The sequence below is a fragment of the Gluconobacter potus genome (genome assembly GCF_015244705.1).
Lineage (GTDB): Bacteria > Pseudomonadota > Alphaproteobacteria > Acetobacterales > Acetobacteraceae > Gluconobacter > Gluconobacter potus.
On sequence record NZ_JABCQF010000002.1, the window covers coordinates 234,025 to 251,016 of the forward strand.

Annotated in this window: 15 protein-coding genes; 5 read left to right on the forward strand and 10 right to left on the reverse strand. The window is 60.0% G+C overall.

Going from position 1 to position 16,992, the window contains the following annotated elements; genetic code table 11:
* Nucleotides 1–4 precede the first annotated feature (4 nt).
* Together HKD31_RS05175 and HKD31_RS05180 are read right to left on the reverse strand one after the other, a co-directional pair.
* The gene (locus HKD31_RS05175; RefSeq protein ID WP_062497554.1) at nt 5–730 is read right to left on the reverse strand and encodes a response regulator; all 726 of its coding nucleotides are present in this window, start codon (nt 728–730) and stop codon (nt 5–7) included.
* A gap of 99 nt (nt 731–829) precedes the next feature.
* Nucleotides 830–1,885 (reverse strand): cysteine synthase A, encoded by a 1,056-nt coding sequence (locus HKD31_RS05180; RefSeq protein WP_194264289.1) that lies wholly within the window; start codon nt 1,883–1,885, stop codon nt 830–832.
* A gap of 57 nt (nt 1,886–1,942) precedes the next feature.
* Here HKD31_RS05180 and HKD31_RS05185 point away from each other — a divergent pair, with 57 nt between their 5' ends.
* Complete coding sequence (locus HKD31_RS05185) at nt 1,943–2,371, forward strand: rhodanese-like domain-containing protein (protein ID WP_194264288.1); 429 nt, start codon at nt 1,943–1,945, stop codon at nt 2,369–2,371.
* Here HKD31_RS05185 and HKD31_RS05190 read toward each other — a convergent pair.
* The 5 genes from HKD31_RS05190 to HKD31_RS05210 form a co-directional block, all read right to left on the reverse strand.
* The gene (locus tag HKD31_RS05190) at nt 2,347–3,267 is read right to left on the reverse strand and encodes a DUF2272 domain-containing protein (protein ID WP_194264476.1); all 921 of its coding nucleotides are present in this window, start codon (nt 3,265–3,267) and stop codon (nt 2,347–2,349) included. The two genes, HKD31_RS05185 and HKD31_RS05190, sit on opposite strands and share 25 nt — an antisense overlap.
* 55 nt (nt 3,268–3,322) lie before the next feature.
* A complete protein-coding gene (locus HKD31_RS05195; protein ID WP_155723280.1) occupies nt 3,323–3,595 on the reverse strand; it encodes a hypothetical protein in 273 nt (90 codons plus the stop codon).
* Between the two features lie 178 nt (nt 3,596–3,773).
* On the reverse strand, nt 3,774–4,880 hold the full coding sequence (gene mtnA / locus HKD31_RS05200; RefSeq protein ID WP_194264287.1) for an S-methyl-5-thioribose-1-phosphate isomerase: 1,107 nt from the start codon (nt 4,878–4,880) through the stop codon (nt 3,774–3,776).
* Between the two features lie 161 nt (nt 4,881–5,041).
* Nucleotides 5,042–6,415, reverse strand: coding sequence for a glycosyltransferase family 4 protein (locus HKD31_RS05205; protein ID WP_194264286.1), 1,374 nt, complete (start codon nt 6,413–6,415; stop codon nt 5,042–5,044).
* Complete coding sequence (locus HKD31_RS05210) at nt 6,412–7,890, reverse strand: glycosyltransferase family 4 protein (RefSeq protein ID WP_194264285.1); 1,479 nt, start codon at nt 7,888–7,890, stop codon at nt 6,412–6,414. The genes HKD31_RS05205 and HKD31_RS05210 overlap by 4 nt, the downstream gene beginning before the upstream one ends.
* A gap of 453 nt (nt 7,891–8,343) precedes the next feature.
* Between HKD31_RS05210 and HKD31_RS05215 the strand changes: the two genes are divergently transcribed.
* The 3 genes from HKD31_RS05215 (at nt 8,344) to HKD31_RS05225 (ending at nt 11,637) form a co-directional block, all read left to right on the forward strand.
* Complete coding sequence (locus tag HKD31_RS05215) at nt 8,344–8,775, forward strand: hypothetical protein (RefSeq protein ID WP_194264284.1); 432 nt, start codon at nt 8,344–8,346, stop codon at nt 8,773–8,775.
* Entirely contained in the window at nt 8,745–10,289 is a 1,545-nt protein-coding gene (locus tag HKD31_RS05220) for a hypothetical protein (RefSeq protein WP_194264283.1), read from the forward strand. Before HKD31_RS05215 ends, HKD31_RS05220 begins: the two co-directional genes overlap by 31 nt.
* A gap of 142 nt (nt 10,290–10,431) precedes the next feature.
* Nucleotides 10,432–11,637: an HAD-IIIA family hydrolase gene (locus tag HKD31_RS05225; protein ID WP_194264282.1), complete on the forward strand. Its 1,206-nt coding sequence runs from the start codon at nt 10,432–10,434 to the stop codon at nt 11,635–11,637.
* 20 nt (nt 11,638–11,657) lie between these two features.
* Here the strand turns inward: HKD31_RS05225 and HKD31_RS05230 are convergent, their stop codons facing one another.
* From HKD31_RS05230 to HKD31_RS05240, 3 genes are all read right to left on the reverse strand, one after another.
* The gene (locus HKD31_RS05230) at nt 11,658–12,566 is read right to left on the reverse strand and encodes a GDP-mannose 4,6-dehydratase (protein ID WP_194264281.1); all 909 of its coding nucleotides are present in this window, start codon (nt 12,564–12,566) and stop codon (nt 11,658–11,660) included.
* Nucleotides 12,567–12,578: 12 nt separating this feature from the next.
* Nucleotides 12,579–13,562, reverse strand: a complete 984-nt coding sequence (gene gmd, locus HKD31_RS05235) for a GDP-mannose 4,6-dehydratase (protein ID WP_062497544.1) — start codon at nt 13,560–13,562, stop codon at nt 12,579–12,581.
* Nucleotides 13,563–14,027: 465 nt separating this feature from the next.
* Nucleotides 14,028–15,791, reverse strand: a complete 1,764-nt coding sequence (locus HKD31_RS05240) for a putative bifunctional diguanylate cyclase/phosphodiesterase (RefSeq protein ID WP_194264280.1) — start codon at nt 15,789–15,791, stop codon at nt 14,028–14,030.
* A gap of 118 nt (nt 15,792–15,909) precedes the next feature.
* On the opposite strand from HKD31_RS05240, the gene HKD31_RS05245 reads away from it, so the two are divergent.
* On the forward strand, nt 15,910–16,992 hold the full coding sequence (locus HKD31_RS05245; RefSeq protein WP_228120239.1) for a glycosyltransferase family 4 protein: 1,083 nt from the start codon (nt 15,910–15,912) through the stop codon (nt 16,990–16,992).

Below are 16,992 nucleotides of genomic sequence, written 5' to 3' on the forward strand. Positions count from 1 at the left end.
GGGTTCAGAGACGCTCCACTTCCGCTGCGAGCACATAGCCACCGCCCCGGACCGTCTTGATGACCTGTGCATTGCGCCCGTCATCCTCAAGCTTGCGGCGCAGGCGGCTGATGGCCACGTCGATCGCGCGGTCGAACGGCCCGGCCTGACGGCCCCGCAGCAGTTCGAGGAGCATGTCGCGCGTCAGGACGCGGTTGGCACGTTCGAGCAGCGCCATCAGCAGGTCGTATTCTCCCCCCGTGAGGGAGACTTCGGCACCATCCGGGTTCAGCAGACGGCGACGCACGGGGTCGAGGCACCAGCCCGCGAAATGGATCTTGCGGGTATCGGCGGCCTGACGCTTGTCTTCCACATCGACCGTCCGGCGCAGCACGGCGCGGATACGGGCGAGCAGTTCGCGCGGATTGAACGGCTTGGCGACGTAATCGTCCGCGCCGAATTCGAGGCCGATGATCCGGTCCGTTTCGTCGCTCATCGCGGTGAGCATGATGATGGGGATGTTGTCCTGCGAGCGCAGCCAGCGCGCGACTTCCAGGCCGCTCTCGCCGGGCAGCATCAGGTCCAGCACCACGAGCTGGTAATGCCCGTTGGCCCAGGCCTTGCGGGCTTCCCGTGCATCGCGGGCCGCCGTGACGCGGAAATGGTTGCGCTCAAGGAACTGGCTCAGCAGTTCGCGGATTTCGCGGTCATCATCCACGACCAGAAGATGGGGCAGGGTTTCCGTGCTCATGACCAGAGGCCTTTCGGGAATGCTGTGACCGCGTTCAGACTGCTGATGCCGCCCGACCGGAAAACGGCATTTCCGGCCGGGACAGACAGGGAAGCGATGTTAGGCCAGCCAGGGCGGAACAGGCAGGTTTTTCGCACGCAGGAACTCCGGATTGAACAGCTTGGACTGATATCGGGCACCACCGTCGCACAGAATTGTAACAATCGTATGTCCGGGACCAAGTCTGCGTGCCGTCCGTATTGCCGCAGCAACATTGATTCCGGACGAGCCACCTACCGACAGACCTTCTTCGGAAGTCAGGGAAAAGATCTGCTCCAGTGCTTCGGCATCGGGGATGCGTTCGGCGTCATCGGGATGAGAACCTTCGAGATTGGCCGTCACACGGCCCTGTCCGATGCCCTCGGTGATGGAGCCGCCCGTGATGGTGAGGTCGTTGGATTTGACCCAGCCATAAAGCGCGGAGCCTTCCGGATCAGCCAGGACGATACGCGGCGCCGTCTTCCCGGCAGCCTGCGCCTGATCGCGCAGCCCGAGTGCAATGCCCGCCAGCGTCCCGCCGGTGCCGCAGGCGCAGGTGAAGGCATCGACCTTCCCGCCCGTCTGCTCCCAGATCTCCCGTGCCGTGGTGGCGCGATGGCCTTCGCGGTTGGCGGTGTTGTCGAACTGGTTGGCCCAGAACCCGCCGATCTCTTCGGCCAGACGGCGCGAGACGTGAACATAGTTGCCCGGATCGCGATACGGCTTGGCGGGAACAAGGCGGAGATCGGCGCCGATCATACGCAGGAAGTCCAGCTTCTCACGGCTCTGTGTTTCCGGCACGACGATCACGGCCTTGCAGCCGACGGCATGGGCGACCAGTGTGAGGCCGATTCCCGTATTGCCGGCCGTTCCCTCCACGACCGTCCCGCCGGGCTTCAGCGCTCCGCTTTTCAGCGCGTCCTCGATGATCGCCAGGGCTGCACGATCCTTGACGGAGCCGCCGGGGTTCATGAACTCGGCCTTGCCGTAGATGTCGCAGCCCGTTTCCTCCGAGGCGCGTCGGAGGCGGATGAGGGGGGTGCCCCCGATCGCGGCGGTCATGCCCGGAGAGATGGTCTGCCATCCCGTCGTGGGGGACTGGGGGATGGTTTGGCGGTTCGGGGAGATGTCAGTCATAGTTCACTCCTGTGCTGGGTGAATTATAGAACGCGTTTTGGAAGGATGAGGAAGAGCATGAAGGTCCTGACGGCAAGACAGGCATGGGAAATGCTTGAAAAAGACCCTGAAAACGCCACCGGCAATGCCGATGAAGGCGCGCCGCGTCCCATTCTGGTGGATGTCCGCACACCGCCGGAATGGATGCATGTGGGCCTGCCGGACGCCGACGCGATGACCGCGCCGCTCCTGTGCATCACCTGGCAGCCGGACCGCCAGCAGGAGTTCGTGGAAGCGCTGCTCGAAGCCGTCCCCGACCAGCAGACGCCGCTGCTGTTCCTGTGCCGGTCGGGGGTGCGCTCGCATTATGCCGCACTTCTGGCGGAAAACGCCGGTTATGCGGATGTCAGCAATATCGTGGACGGATTCGAGGACCAGCACGGCCCCGGCAAAGGCTGGCGCTCCAGCGGCCTGCCGTCCTCTTACATGCCGCTGTCGGGTTCCTGATCCGCATCGTAATGGACTTCCAGCACGGCGCACCACGGATAACGGCTGTCATAGCTGTGCCCTGAGCCATCGGCGATCATGCCGTTGGCGTCCGTGGGAACATGGGTGAGGGCCACGGCATCATCCACGTTACCGCCGACGATGCTCAGCTCATGCCCGAAGGGCTGGGCATTCTGGTTCGTCGCCGACACGATGCCGCAATGCGCCGGAAAGCCGTAGCTGGTGGGCAGCATGGAAAAGGTGACGGTCTTGCTGCGGCCTCGACCGACGCAGATCAGGTCGCCGATCTTCGGAGCATAGGTGCCCGGATCATGCGCCGTAACACCACTGGACTGCCCGCTGGCCGCGGCGTTGATGTAGGTCGAGTGATTGGGCGAATACGGGAAGCGGTCATTGGCCCCGGCGACCCGCATCACATAGGAAATGAAAGCTGCGGACCAGGCATAATGGCCGTCATGCTCGATCTCGAAACGGGTGCCCTGGGAGTCCGTCTTGCCCGTCCAGCCGACTTCCGTTTCATACGGGTCCTGCCCGATCCACCAGTATTCGCCAACGCGCTGCCACAGGCCGGGGAGGCGTTCGGGCTTGAGTGCGGCGTCGGTAGGTTCGGGGCGGTCTTCGGGATCGTCGTCCGAGACGGGGGAGCCGAACATGCGCCATTCGCGCAGGGCGATGGCCGCGACGTCCTGACGGTTGAATGGTTCGAAATTGCGGGTGGCGAAATCCGGGACGTGGCTGTCATAGCCAGCCGGACCAGTGGTTCCGTTCGCATACTGGGCGTTCGGCGTACGGGCCGGGTACGGGCGGACACTCTGCTGGCTGGAACATGCAGCCAGTGCGAGCAGGGCGCCCGTAGCAGCTGCTCGCCTGAAAATATGCGAATCTGGCACTGTTATCCTCGTTGGGGGATCTGTTTCCCAGGCTGAATGAAGGGCCAAGACGACCGGGGCGTCAAGGACGGGCGCTCAGAGGGGCATGGCTGGCCGCATGGGCCGCCATGATTTTCGTACAGGCTTTCTCAAGCAGTGGCACGTCCGTGGGAAGGAACCAGATGCCGAGCAGAACTGTCGAAACCAGCGTGTTCACGATCATCCGCATCGGAGACGGGGACGCCGTCCTGAAGAGAAGGAGGGCTGTCACGATGCAGATGACCGGCAGGAGCAGGAGATAGAAAAGCAGGCACCATCCGAAAAGCGGCTCGTTGTCGGGGCTGGACAGGGCCATGCCAGCGCCGAGCCCTACCGGGAAGAAAAACGCTCGCGACCATTCCGGCAATGGCGTTGGCCATCAGGAAACCCCGCATGATGCGGAACCACAGCGGAAGAAGGGCCGCAGGTGGTTCCACGGAGACGGGAACAGGAGATGGCATTGCGCAGTCCAGGTCCTGGCAGGAGGACACTCCTCAGTGGGCTTTCGTCTGCTCCGGAAAGAGGGACTGAAGCCCGGCCTCGGATGCATCACAGCGGCCCCGCTCGGTGATGAGACCCGTCACGAGGCGCGCGGGCGTTACGTCAAAGGCAGGGTTGGCTGCCGGGCTGTTGAGCGGAGCGATCCGGACGCGGCCGGCTTCCCCGTTGCTGTCCAGCCCCGTCATGAACAGGACTTCGTCCGCGCTGCGCTCTTCGATCGGGATGTCCTTCACGCCGTCGCGCACGCGCCAGTCGATCGTCGAGGACGGTAGCGCCACCCAGAACGGGACATTGTTGTCATGGGCCGCGAGCGCCTTGAGATACGTGCCGATCTTGTTGGCCACGTCCCCCTGAGCGGTCACACGGTCGGTGCCGACAATGACCATGTCTACGCGCCCGGCCTGCATGTAATGCCCGCCGGCATTGTCGGCGATGACGGTATGCGGCACGCCATGGCTGCCAAGTTCCCATGCGGTCAGGAGACTGCCCTGATTGCGCGGGCGGGTCTCGTCCACCCAGACATGCACCGGAATGCCCTCGTCATGCGCCATGTAGATGGGCGCGAGGGCCGTGCCCCAGTCCACGGTCGCGATCCAGCCGGCATTGCAGTGCGTCAGCAGGTTCACCTGTCCCTGTTTGCCCTTGCGCTCCCAGATCTCGCGGATCAGCTCCAGTCCGTGACGGCCGATGGCCTCATTGACCTGCACGTCCTCATCACAGATCGCATCGGCCTCCACATAACCCGCAGCCACGCGCTCCGTCGGCGGGACGGCTTTGAGGCGCGCCACCATCCGCTCGATGGCCCAGCGCAGGTTGATGGCCGTCGGGCGTGTGGCCACCAGAAAGGCTGCGGCCTTCTCCAGAGCCTCGTCCGAGGCATCGTCCTGAAGCGCGAAGACCAGCCCATAGGCCGCAACGGCCCCGATCAGCGGCGCGCCACGCACCTGCATGCTGGTGATGGCGTCAGCGACGGCGCCCACATCCCGAAGCTCCAGGATATCCACGTTCCAGGGAAAGCGGGTCTGATCGAAAATCCGGATGCTGCTCGCATCATCGGAAGGGCGCCAGAGGCTGCGATAGGAAATGCCGTTGATTTTCAAGGGAACGCTCCTTGCGGACGGAAAAGGAGGGTGGGTCGCTGACCGGCCCGCAAAAACAGGGGCACGCGCGGCCCGCGACATGCTGGACCAGAGGTTCCTGCATGTGCGTGATCCGCCGTCCTAACTCAAGACCCTTCGCGTGAAACTTTCACGCCCGAGGTTCAGAGAACCCTGTCGAGAATGGCTCTGGCGCTGTCTTCCCAGGGAACAGGCCGGAATTCGCCCCGGACTTTCGCCGTCCACGCCGCCAGCCCCTCGCGATCCTCGATCGTCTCGCGGATTACCCTATAAGCCTCATCAAGGCTGTAGGGGCTGAAATATCGTCCGAGCGGTCCGCCGGCCTCGGGAATGGAGGTCGTGTTGGACACCACGCACGGGCGCCCCATGGAGAGGCTCTCCGTCACGGGCAGGCCCCAGCCTTCAAAGAAAGACGGGAAAACGGTGAAGCTGCAATCTGCATAAAGGCGGCGCAGGTCTTCGTCCGTGGGATTCTGGATGAACCGGATCTTGCCATTCAGCCAGTCCGCATTTTCAAGCTGCTGCATGAAATCGGAAACCAGCCAGCCCTCCCGCCCTGCAAAAACAAGGGTCGGCACCCGCTCAGCCGGCATTTCTTCCAGCATCCGCCGCCAGACCCGGAAGAGCAGGGCATGGTTCTTGCGGGCCTCAATGGTCGAAACAAACAGCACATAAGGCTCATGCACCAGTGCTTCCTCACTCATGCGCCCATCGGACAGACCAAACCCGGTCCCCAGGGGAATAGGATGGACAGGAATATCCGTCCCGATGTCCTGTTCCGCGAGGTAAGCCCGCACGTCTTTTGCCGTAGCATGGCTGATGGCGAAAAGCGTATCGGCGAGAGGCAGGATGTCCTGATGCCAGGCGCGGAACGTCGTGATGATGCCGCGGTTGCACCACTCCGGACAGCGGATGGGGACCAGGTCGTACATGAGCAGCGCGTAGGACAGCCGCAGGTCGTCACGCAGCCATCTGACGGTCTGGCTGTAACTGGCGTGGTGCCAGGGGGAGCCAAGGGTCAGGAAGACATCGCCGGGGCGGGCGACATCTGCGAGCTGTGTGCCTTCCGAGAAGGTTGGCAGTTCCGGCCGCCGGGAACGACGCGCGTCGAGGCGGGTCTGGAGGGATTTCAGACCAAGCCGGGCGAATGTGCGGGGGAGGCTGGCAAGACCTTTCAGGATCCGGCTTTCCGTCCGCAGGAACGCGGAGAGTGTGTCTTCCGGCGCAACCTGTTCGAGCGCCTGGAATGTCAGGGGCGGAGCATTGACCGAAGACGAGCCGGGTTTGATGCTGCTGTTTGTGGCCTCGCGAAACACGGTTTCGACCATGGTCCAGTCGACGGTCCTGAAATCACGGGCATCCGTGGCACCTGGGCCACGGCGCACGAACTGGACGTCGTGGCCGGCGAGGTTGCGCAGGGCCGAACCGATTTCGAACACGACGCGCTGGATGCCGCTTGGCCGGCTGTGATGCAGCAGGTGATGCAGCAGATCGTCGATGTCGATCCACAGGGTCATGATGTCTGTCCGTTCATACGGCCCATCAGATGGGCGGAATGGCAGGCGTCGAGGATCGCATCCGCGCTGCGTTCCCAGGGGACAGGTCTGAACTGCTCGCGGACCTCGTCCTGCCATTTTTTCAGGCCGGGCCGGTCCTCGATTGTCTCCCGGACGACACGATAGGCTTCGTCGAGGTCTTCGGGGTTGAAGTACCGCGTCAGCGGGCCGCCTGCTTCGGGGATGGAGGTCGTGTTCGACGCGATGCAGGGGCGTCCGTTGACGAGGCTCTCGGTCACGGGCAGTCCCCAGCCTTCATAAAGGGACGGGAAAATCGTGAACATGCAGCCATCGTACAGATGGGCCAGTTCCTCATCCGACGGGTCACGGAGAAGACGGATTTTTCCTCGCAGCCATTCGGTATTTTCAAGCTGCTGCATGAGGTCGGAAACGAGCCAGCCAACCCGGCCCGCAAAAACGAGGGTCGGGACCTGATCCCGTGGCAGGTCCGTCACGAGACGGCGCCAGATGCGGAATGCCAGCAGGTGGTTCTTGCGGGCCTCAAGGGTGGAGACAAACAGCACGTAGCTGCCCTTTTCTGGCAGGCCCCTGGGACGTTCGTTCCCGATCTCCCGGGGCGGCCCGAAGCCGCTGCCGATCGGAATGGTCTGCACGGGGGCCAGCAGCTTCAGACGCTGTTTGCGGGCGTAATCCTCTACGGTCTCGGCCGTGGCATGGCTGATGGCCAGAAGGCGGCCACACTGGGGAAGGGTGGTGTCGAGCCAGTGCCGGAAATCCCGGATCAGGGAAATCGCGCACCATTCCGGCCGGACGGCGGGAATGAGATCATAGAGCAGCAGGACGGGCTGAATGCCGTAGGTCCTGCGCATCCGGGCCAGGCGTTCGCCGAAATCGGGTTCCGACCATGCCGCACCGAGGATCAGAAAGATATCGCCGGGTTTTGGAACGTCGTCCGAGGTGGCTGCGGTCGCGGCTGAAGACAGGGGGGCCTGCGCTGTGTGGCGCGACGGGGTGGTCCGCTGGAACTTCGTGCGGGCGTAACGGCGTAAAAGCTGCAGGGCTCTGAGCTGATTGACGGCAAGGTTCAGGAGCGGACGTGCCAGTTCCGGCGGCAGGCTTTCAATCCGCCGGATAATGGCATGACGCAGACGGCGCATCAGGGAGTGGGATGGCGCATGTGCAGCGCTGCGCTCCCCTCCTGCATGAAGGGGAGTTGCTTCGTCGGTATGGGTGGAAAAAAGTGTATTCAGCGCTTCAAAGGAGACGGGAGACAGGAGAGGGCCTGCCTCGGGGTTTCCATCTGTGTTCCGACGGGTGAGGACGATGCGGCCGATATCCGGTTTCGCGGCAGCCTGCTGGCGGATGACACTGAGTATTTCGAAGACAAGACGCTGGATGCCGCTGGGACGGGTATTGTTTTCAAAATACCGGAAGATATCTTCGACATCGATCCAGATGGTGTACTCTTTGGTCATGTGTCCGGACTGGCTTCGCTATTGCCGACGAAATCATCGGTCTTTCAAATATCGCTAACGCGGTGTTGTAGAATAATCATCGCCTTATGGGCAAGGGGCGGTCATAACATCGCAGGTGAGTGAGTATCTTCCCTGAATATTCGCCATGATACATTTCATCAAACTTTCGACATGTTTCCGACATATTTTATTTTTTCTGGAAACATATTCGGGATTCTGGTGTGTTTCCTGAAGTATTCTGTTGCGAAGGTCCTGCCGGACAGTGTGGCGGGGGCTGACTTTTCAGGGGCTCGTAATCATGGTCCTGGAAGCTCCTGTGTTTCGTTCGGCAGTAACATGATCGCCTCCGAAGCAGGCTCGTTTTTCTTCTGACCATTCCTTAAAGACGGTTAGAAAAAGAAACGGACGTTTGCCGATGATTGCTGCCTTGTGAGAGCCGCCACAAAGATAGGAATGAGTGCGTTCGCGCTCTATTTTTCACTCTCTGCCTTACTGCTTGTCAAAGGGTTTTCCCTGCGTCACCACCTGATTGGTGTGGGGGCCGATGTGGAGTCCTTTGCCTGGATGCTTTACTGGTGGCCCTGGGCCATCGGGCACGGCATCAATCCGTTTGTGACGGATCTGGCGTGGAATGGCCTGGGCTATAACCTGACCTGGGCAACCGCACTGCCGACGTTCGGGCTTCTCCTTGCGCCTCTGACGTGGCTGGGTGGCCCGGTTCTGACAACCAATCTTGTGATCGTACTGGCTCCTGCCTGTGCGGCTTTCGCGGCATTCTTGTTGCTGCAGTCCGTGACCGGACGCTGGGTGCCGGCGTTTCTGGGGGGCTGGTTTTCGGCTTTTCGCCGTATGAGATGGGGCAGTCGCTTGGTCATCTCAATCTGACGAGCATCGCTCTGGTGCCGGTCTGCCTGCTTTTGTGCAAAGCGTATCTCGAACAGACGATCACAAATCCCCGCTTTATTGCGGCGCTGTCGATGACTGCACTGCTCCAGCTCGGTATCTCCACGGAGGTCCTGTTTACTTCCGCCGTAATGGGGGTTGTGACCTGGTGCGTGTTTGTGGCGACTGCGCCGGGCAAGGCACGACACATTTATCTTCTGCTGGCACGTGATGTCGTGCTGGCAGGGATTGTAACGATTATTCTTGCATCGCCGTTTTTATTCTATCTGGTCAAGGGCATGAAGGTCGTGCCGGGGCAGCTGAATGATGCGGATTTCTATTCTGCTGACATTCTCAATTTTCTGGTTCCCACGCCGGTGACGCTGCCTGGTGGGGCGCTGTTCAGTTCGATATCCCGGCAGTTTACGGGGAATATCAGTGAGCAGGACGCTTACATCGGGTTGCCGTTTTTTCTTCTGGCCGTCTATTTTTCAACCATCGCATTCCGGAGTTCGCTTCTGGTGACGCGGTGTGTGCTGGTGTTCTGGATTTCCGTTCTTTTCTCGCTGGGAGGTGTTCTCCATTCCGGGAAGACCGTCGTCCATGTTCCCCTGCCATGGCATCTCGTGGACCGTCTGCCGGTTGTGAGCTCGGTTCTTCCAGTCAGATTTGCGATGTTTACCAGTCTGGCTCTGGCTGTCCTGTGCGCGGTGTTTCTCGCGCAACGTGCGACAGTAGGCCGCTATGGCGTTGTTCTATGCGGGCTCCTGTTCCTGTTTCCCGCTCCGGCGGCGCAGGGCTGGGAAGCGACGACGTCCAGTCCGTTTTTCACCGAGGCCAGTATAAAGCGTCATTTCGGCGACGATCCTGTCCTGGTTGTCCTGCCGTTCGGGTATCTGGGGCATTCCATGGCGTGGCAGCTCCAGTCCGGCTACGCCTTCCGTCAGACAGGCGGATATCTCGGCTATACTCCGACCAGTGAACATAACGACGCTGTTCTTTCAGCCTTTCTGAATAACGCCATACCGCCGCATTTTGATGAGCAGCTGGGTTTTTACTGCGTTGATCATCACGCGGCGGCCATTGTCATCGGGCCCAGGACAAAGGACGTATTGAGGCAGGCGATCCTCGAGACGCACTGGCCGGCTGAACAGGATGGAGACATGATTATCGTGCGGGTCCCGCCGCGCGAGACGCTGCCGCTCTTTCACATTTCGGGAGACTATTGGCCCAGTCCTGCTGAAGTGAACTGGATGGGACAGCAGATCGTGGTCGAGACGGGTGTTGTACCAGCCCGGCTCGAAATTGGCCGGCCTTATGCCGTTTCTTCACCCGGAGTGTCGGTCTCTACAGGCCATATTTTACGACATATTGGCTTTCAGCCTGGAGAGAAGACGGTGATCGATCTTCCGGCGAACAGCAGGACGACAATCCGAGCAGATAAGGTGTTTGTACCCGCAAAAGAGGGGATCAATACGGATCAGAGGGCCCTTTCCCTTCTGATTGGTCGGCGCTGATGCCGCATGAAGGCGAGAAGGATTTTCGACGCTTCTACGGATGATGGATATAAGAATTGAATTCTGTATTTCCATGATGATTTCTGAACCATGGAAATATGCCGGTGGATTTTGAAGAAGGTGGGATGATTTTGTGGGGGGGATGACCGTTCGGCAGTGTGTGATTGTTCTTGAAGATGGCGTATCGGGTTCTTTGTCAGCAGAAAGCGCGCGTCCCAAGACACTTGCTCCATGTGGTGACAGGCCGTTTCTGGCCTGGTTAATGCGGGAAATGCAGCGCTTCGGGGTCGAGGAATTTGTTGTTCTGGTATCTTCCTGCTCTGCGCAGCTTGAAGACGCGATCGAACAGATCCGTTCCTTTTTGCCAAAACCATCTGAAATCATTCTGAGCACCTGTTCTTTTTCTTCGGGGACGGGCGGTGCCCTTCTGTATTCAAAGCCCTTGCTTCAGGAGCGTTTCTTCCTCTGTCACGGAGAAGCGCTGTTTTCGGGCAATCTTTCGCGTTTTCTGCAACAGGCGCGAGAAGGGAACTCTGTTCTGGTCAGGTCTGTCGACGGCTTGAGCCGGTACGGCAATGTTCGCCTGCAGCCTGATGGCGAATATGTGGAAGATTTATATTTTGAGCCTGATCGCTCCAGGACGGCGGGATTTGCCAGCAGCGGCGTTTATATTTTTGATCATTCTGTTTTCGATCATCTGACTGAAAACTCTTCTCTGGAAAAGGATGTTCTTCCGGCCCTCGCGCGAAACCGTAGCCTGAAAGCTGTGCCGCTTTCGGGGGCGTTCTGGGATATCGGGAAGATGGCCGACCATGAAATCCAGGCTCTGGATTTGTCTGGGAGCCTGCTTCGGCCGGCAGTGTTTCTCGACCGGGATGGTGTCATCAATCGCGATCATGGCTGGGTCGGAACGCGTGAGCGGTTTGAATGGGAAAGCAATGTCCGCGAAACCCTCGCCTGTATTGTGGATCGTGGATATCATATCTTTATCGTAACGAATCAGTCCGGGATCGCGCGCGGTTTTTATTCCGAGCGCGATCTTGAGCATCTCATGGACTGGGTGATCGACAGTATCCGGGAATACGGTGGAAATGTTGATGACTGGCGATACTGTCCCATGCATCCCGAGGCGGTTATCGATAAATACCGGGGGACGAGTATGGATCGTAAACCCGGACCAGGAATGCTTCTCGACTTGATGAAGCGGTGGGAATTACGTCCTTCCTGCTGCCTCATGTTCGGCGACCAGCCTTCCGACATGACTGCCGCTCGCGCGGCGGGTATGGAAGGCGTTACCGTGGGGCCTGCGTCGCTCTCAGAACTAATCGCTTCAAGGGAGGGTTTCTGACTTCCTGCGTCCCTTGAGGATCAGGCCGTCGTCTTTCGCAGGCAGTCTTCATAGACATCGCGCAGGGTGTCTTCCCATGCGATCTGTCGTCTCCATCCCAGGGTCGAGGTGATGAGTGTCGCATCGCCTCGGGCAACCGGGATATCCGAAGGGCGCAACCTGTCAGGATCCGTGACGATTTCGGCGTTGATGCCGCTGATGGTCAGAAGATCGTCCAGAATGGAGCGAATGGAACGCGTCTCACCGGAGCACACATTGAAGATCGTGCCCGGCGTCAGCGGCTTCTTCGTTGTGAGGACGTCAAGATAGGCGTCGCACACATCGCGGACATCGAGAAAGTCGCGCTGGGCATCCAGATTGCCGACGCTGATTTCCGGTTTCTGGAGCCCTTTCGCGATGCGCGCGATCTGGGACGCAAAGGCCGGGACCACGAAATCCGGAGACTGGCCAGGGCCGGTGTGGTTGAACGGACGCATGCGGATGACCCGCAGGCCCTCTCTGGCCATTGCGCCCAGGGCCAGATCGGCAGCAGCCTTGGTCGCGGCATACGTATTGCCCGGGGCAAGGGGGGCATCCTCGGTCAGGGCCGTCCCGCGCTGGAACGTGGTGCCATAGGCTTCTGCCGTGGAGGCGAAGAGGAAGGTGCTGTGTGGAACATGTCGCAGCATGGCGCGTGCGACATTGAGCGTTCCGTGCAGATTGACGTTCCAGGCGTGGTCCGGAGATTTCCGGGCTGCACCAATGGTCGAAACGGCGGCGAGATGGACGCAGTGATCCGGTTTTTCGGCAGCGATAACCTTCTCAACAGCCTGCGCATCCCGGATATCCGGGATGGCAGGCACAATCTCGCAGTCGGGGAAGCGTCTCCGCACCTGGTGCTGCAGGTGCTGCCCGACAAAACCCCTCAGCCCTGTTATGAGAAGGCGCATACGTCCGTCCGCTTAAAGGCCGTTGCGTTTGCGGTGGCGGGCCAGATCAGCTTCCACCATCTCGGTGATCATCTCTTCCAGCGTGGTTTCCGGCTCCCAGCCAAGCGCTTTTTTCGCTTTGCTGGCATCGCCCAGAAGAACTTCGACTTCTGCCGGTCGCAGGAAGGCCGGGTTGGTGACAACGTGATCTTCGTAATTCAGACCAACTGAAGAGAAAGCGATACGGCACAGGTCGCGGATGCTTGTGGTGCGGCCTGTTGCGATGACGTAGTCGTCCGGAACTTCCTGCTGGAGCATCAGGTACATGGCACGGACATAATCCCGCGCATGTCCCCAGTCACGGGTGGCATCCAGATTACCCAGGGCCAGTTCTTTTGCCAGGCCGAGCTTGATGCGGGCGACGCCGTCCGTAACCTTGCGGGTTACGAACTCGATGCCCCGTAGCGGGCTTTCATGATTGAACAGGATGCCGGAGGAGGCATGCATGCCGAAGCTCTCGCGATAATTTACGGTCATCCAGTGCGCGTAAAGCTTGGCGGCGGCATAGGGAGAGCGTGGATAGAACGGTGTTTTTTCGTTCTGCACCGGCTCCTGGATCAGGCCATACATTTCGGAGGAAGACGCCTGATAGAAACGGGCATCGCTTTTGACGATGCGGGCCGCTTCCAGCATGTTGACTGTCCCCATGCCAGTCACGTTTCCGGTCAGCAGCGGCTGCTGCCAGGATGCGGCGACGAAGCTCTGGGCAGCAAGATTGTAGATCTCGTCGGGTTTGACGGTTTCCACAATGCGAATGAGCGAGGACAGGTCCGTCATATTGCCGTCGAGCAGCTCGACATCATCAAGAATGCCGAGCCAGCGGAGACGCTCGCCGATAACATCTGCGGAAGCCGAACGACGCAGGAGGCCTACGACCCGGTAGCCTTTCCCAAGCAGAAGTTGACTGAGATAGGCACCGTCCTGGCCAGTGATTCCTGTAATGAGAGCTGTAGGCATGCTTTTCCCAGTCCGGCTTGATGACAGTCTGCGCCCACCATATGGGCTTATAGGGTTTCAGGGGTTAACCTTCCGTATCACAGTGGTCAATGTCTGAGTGTGGGTCCTGCCTGGACATCCGGAAACGGAAATACAAACTGTCCTGCACAAATCACGAAGAGGTGTCTGTGCGGATGGAAAGATGCTCACCCTGGGGAGGTATGGGAGGTGTCAGTAAATTCTCGACAACTCAAGATTATTTCGGTTACAGGCTGTAGCAAAGTATTTGAATGGAAAGATGATGGCATCTTACAGGAAAACTGAGGGGGCTTCGTTCCATATTCCTGCGGAATCACAGGACTGCCACTCTTCTGAAAGGGAGAGAAAGCCAGCGCTGTCGGCTGTTGAGAAGTATCGTCTGCTTCGTGAGACACGGCGGGTTCTCAGGCGTGAACGTCTCGCCGGGGAGCGGAAAGCCGATCTGCGTTAAGACGCGGACGCCGAGGTTCCGCTGTTCTTCCCGGATATGACGGGAGTATCGGTCATTCCGGGATAGGCTGACAGGTTGGCGAGAGGAGCCGGGCGCCCCATCAGGAAGCCCTGTGCTGTGCTGCAGGAGGTGTGCCTCAGCATTTCGAGTTGGGCTGCGGTTTCGACGCCTTCGGCGATGACTTCCATCGACATGGCGTGCCCCAGTGTCATGATGGCGCTGACGATGCTCTGGGCCTGCGGGTCGTTCAGCATGTCCCGGATGAATGAGCGGTCAATCTTGATCCTGTCGAAGGGAAAACTGCGCAGGTAATTGAGGCTTGAAAACCCGATACCGAAATCGTCCATGACGATCTTGACGCCAAGAGCGCGGATCTTGGTCATGGTTTCCAGATTGCGCTGTACGGCGTCGAGAAAGATGCTTTCTGTCAGTTCGAGTTCAAGGCGTTCCGCCGCCAGACCTGTCTGGAACAGGGTCTGGATTACGGCGGCGTACATGTCATCATGAAGGAACTGGACGGCGGAAATATTGACGGCGACCCTGACATGCGAGGGCAGTCTGCTGACCTGGGCGCAGGCTTCGAGCAGGACCCACCGGCCGATCGAGACAATCAGGCCGCTCTCTTCCGCTATGGGGATGAACTCGTTGGGAGAAATGACCCCTCTTGTGGGGTGCTGCCAGCGCAGGAGCGCTTCAACGCATTCGATCCGGTTCGTCCTGAGGCAGATCAGGGGCTGGAATTCCAGGAAAAACTGGTTTGTCTCGAGCGCGCGTTGCAGATCATGTTCCAGCTTCGAGCGATGATGGACATCGGCCTGCATGAGGGGAGTGAATCTGATCCAGTCCGGCGACTGAAGGCGGCGCGCCTCGTTCAGGGCCAGTTCTGCGTAGTGGCAGGCGGTTTCGAAACGGTAGGTGTCGAACGGGATGAGGCAGCAGCCGATGCTGGCTGTCAGGTGGATCCTGTGTCCGTCTATCGAGAGGGTGGTATGGAAAATATCCCGGATGATCTGGGCCCAGCGGGTTGCCTGGATCGGGTGTTCGTAGGGGAACGGGCAGAAAATGCCGAAATCGTCGCCGCCCAGCCGTGCGGCCATGCACTCCTCGGTCAGGAACGCCCGAAGACGTTGCCCGATTTCGCTGAGAACGTTATCGGCGATACGGGTGCCATAACGCTCGTTAATGGTGCGGAAACGATTGATGTTGGCGTGTAGAAGAATTCCTGCGGGCTGCCGTGTTGTTCCGTTGCCGAGAAACGCGCTCATACTTTTCTCGAACTCTTCCCGCCCGCACAGCCCTGTAACACTCTCCGGAGGAAGGCTGTGAGATGCAGAGAGGCAGGGGGGAAACGTGATGGCCAGGGCCAGGCAGTCCAGGTCATTGCGTCGAAGCGGAGTCAGCCGGAACGCGACCTGAAAGCTCCGTCCTTCCAGTGTTCGGAGGACACCGGGATGGTAACTGTTATCCGGTGGGGTTTTCCGGACTCCGGGAAGGATATCGCGGATGGCGGGGAAGTTCTGGAGATCGGTTCCGATGCAGGAGAGAAGGGGCCTGTTGGCCTCGATGATCCGGTCCTGATAGAGGATGGCCAGTCCTTCGCTGGAGGCGTCGGCGAGATGATGGATGGGAAACAGCGCGGTGATGTTTTCTCGTGAGGTGCTGCCAGGTACCCTTCCCCGGGGCGCAGTCTTCGGGAAGGTGGCGTCCACGCGGTGTGGAGTCCCTTCCTGGCTGGTCCTCTGGGGAATATGCACGATCATTTCTTATCCTCTGTCTTCGAAGAAGATGGCGCGGTTTTTGTTAAGAAACTGGAAATATCGGACAGTCATGAACTGTCCAAACTGAAACAAAATGTTTCTGAACGAGGACCCGGACATCATGCAGCACCCCGTCCTGACCATTCTGCCACCGCGGGAGCGTTATGAGGCGGGGCATGCGGGGGCGATTTCCCTTCTTGTCAGCCGGGAAGCGCGGTTTTCGGATGTTGTGGCGGGAATGGGACGGATCGGTACGCCTCTGCCCGGTGGGCGGTACAGGCCGTTAATCCTGCCCCGGGTTCCGCTCTCACGGAAGTGGCGTCTGCGTTTCGCCTGTGTGGCGATGATGCGGTTTTGTCGCCCTGCTTTGACGGAAATTCACAATCGGCCTGATCTGGCGCGTTTTCTGGCCCGGTTCGGGCCCGTCAGGCTGATTCTCCATAACGATCCCTGCACCATGCGCGGCGCGCGTTCCGTCCGGCAGAGGGAAGATCTTGCCCGGCATGTTCTGGTTTGCGGCGTTTCGGACTGGGTGACCGGGCGTTTTTGTGAAGGATGCGGGCCGGTCCGGACGGAGGTGCAGCCCAACTGTATCGATCTGTCCGTATTGCCGACGGCCGGTCTGCGGCAGAAAGTGGTGCTGTTCGCGGGGCGGGTTGTAGCGGACAAGGGCGTGGACGCGTTTGTCCGGGCCTGGGGTGCGCTCCGGTCCCGGTATCCGGGATGGAGGGCTGTCATCATGGGGGCGGACCGCTTTGGACCCGATTCACCGGAAACGCCTTTTCTGGAAAAGCTGCGGCCTGTGGCCGCGGCTGCGGGGGTCATGATGACGGGATACCGGCCTCATGACGACGTGCTGGAGGCGATGGCCGGGGCGGCTGTCGTGGTGGTGCCCAGTCGCTGGGAAGAGCCTTTTGGTATGACTGCGCTGGAAGCCATGGGATGTGGTGCGGCAGTTCTTGCTTCACCTGTGGGCGCGCTGCCTGATCTGGTGGGAGATGCGGCTTTGCTCGCAGCGCCGGACGAAGCCGGGGCGCTGGAACAGGCTCTGAGCCGTCTGATGGACGACGAGGGGCTTAGAACCCGGTTGGGAGAACAGGGGCGGGAACGGGCAGCGCTGTTCGATGTTGCCGCTGCCCGTGGCCGGCAGGAAGAACTGCGGCAGGCGGCGATTGCATTCTCGCGTCGCTCACCGCAGCTTTGA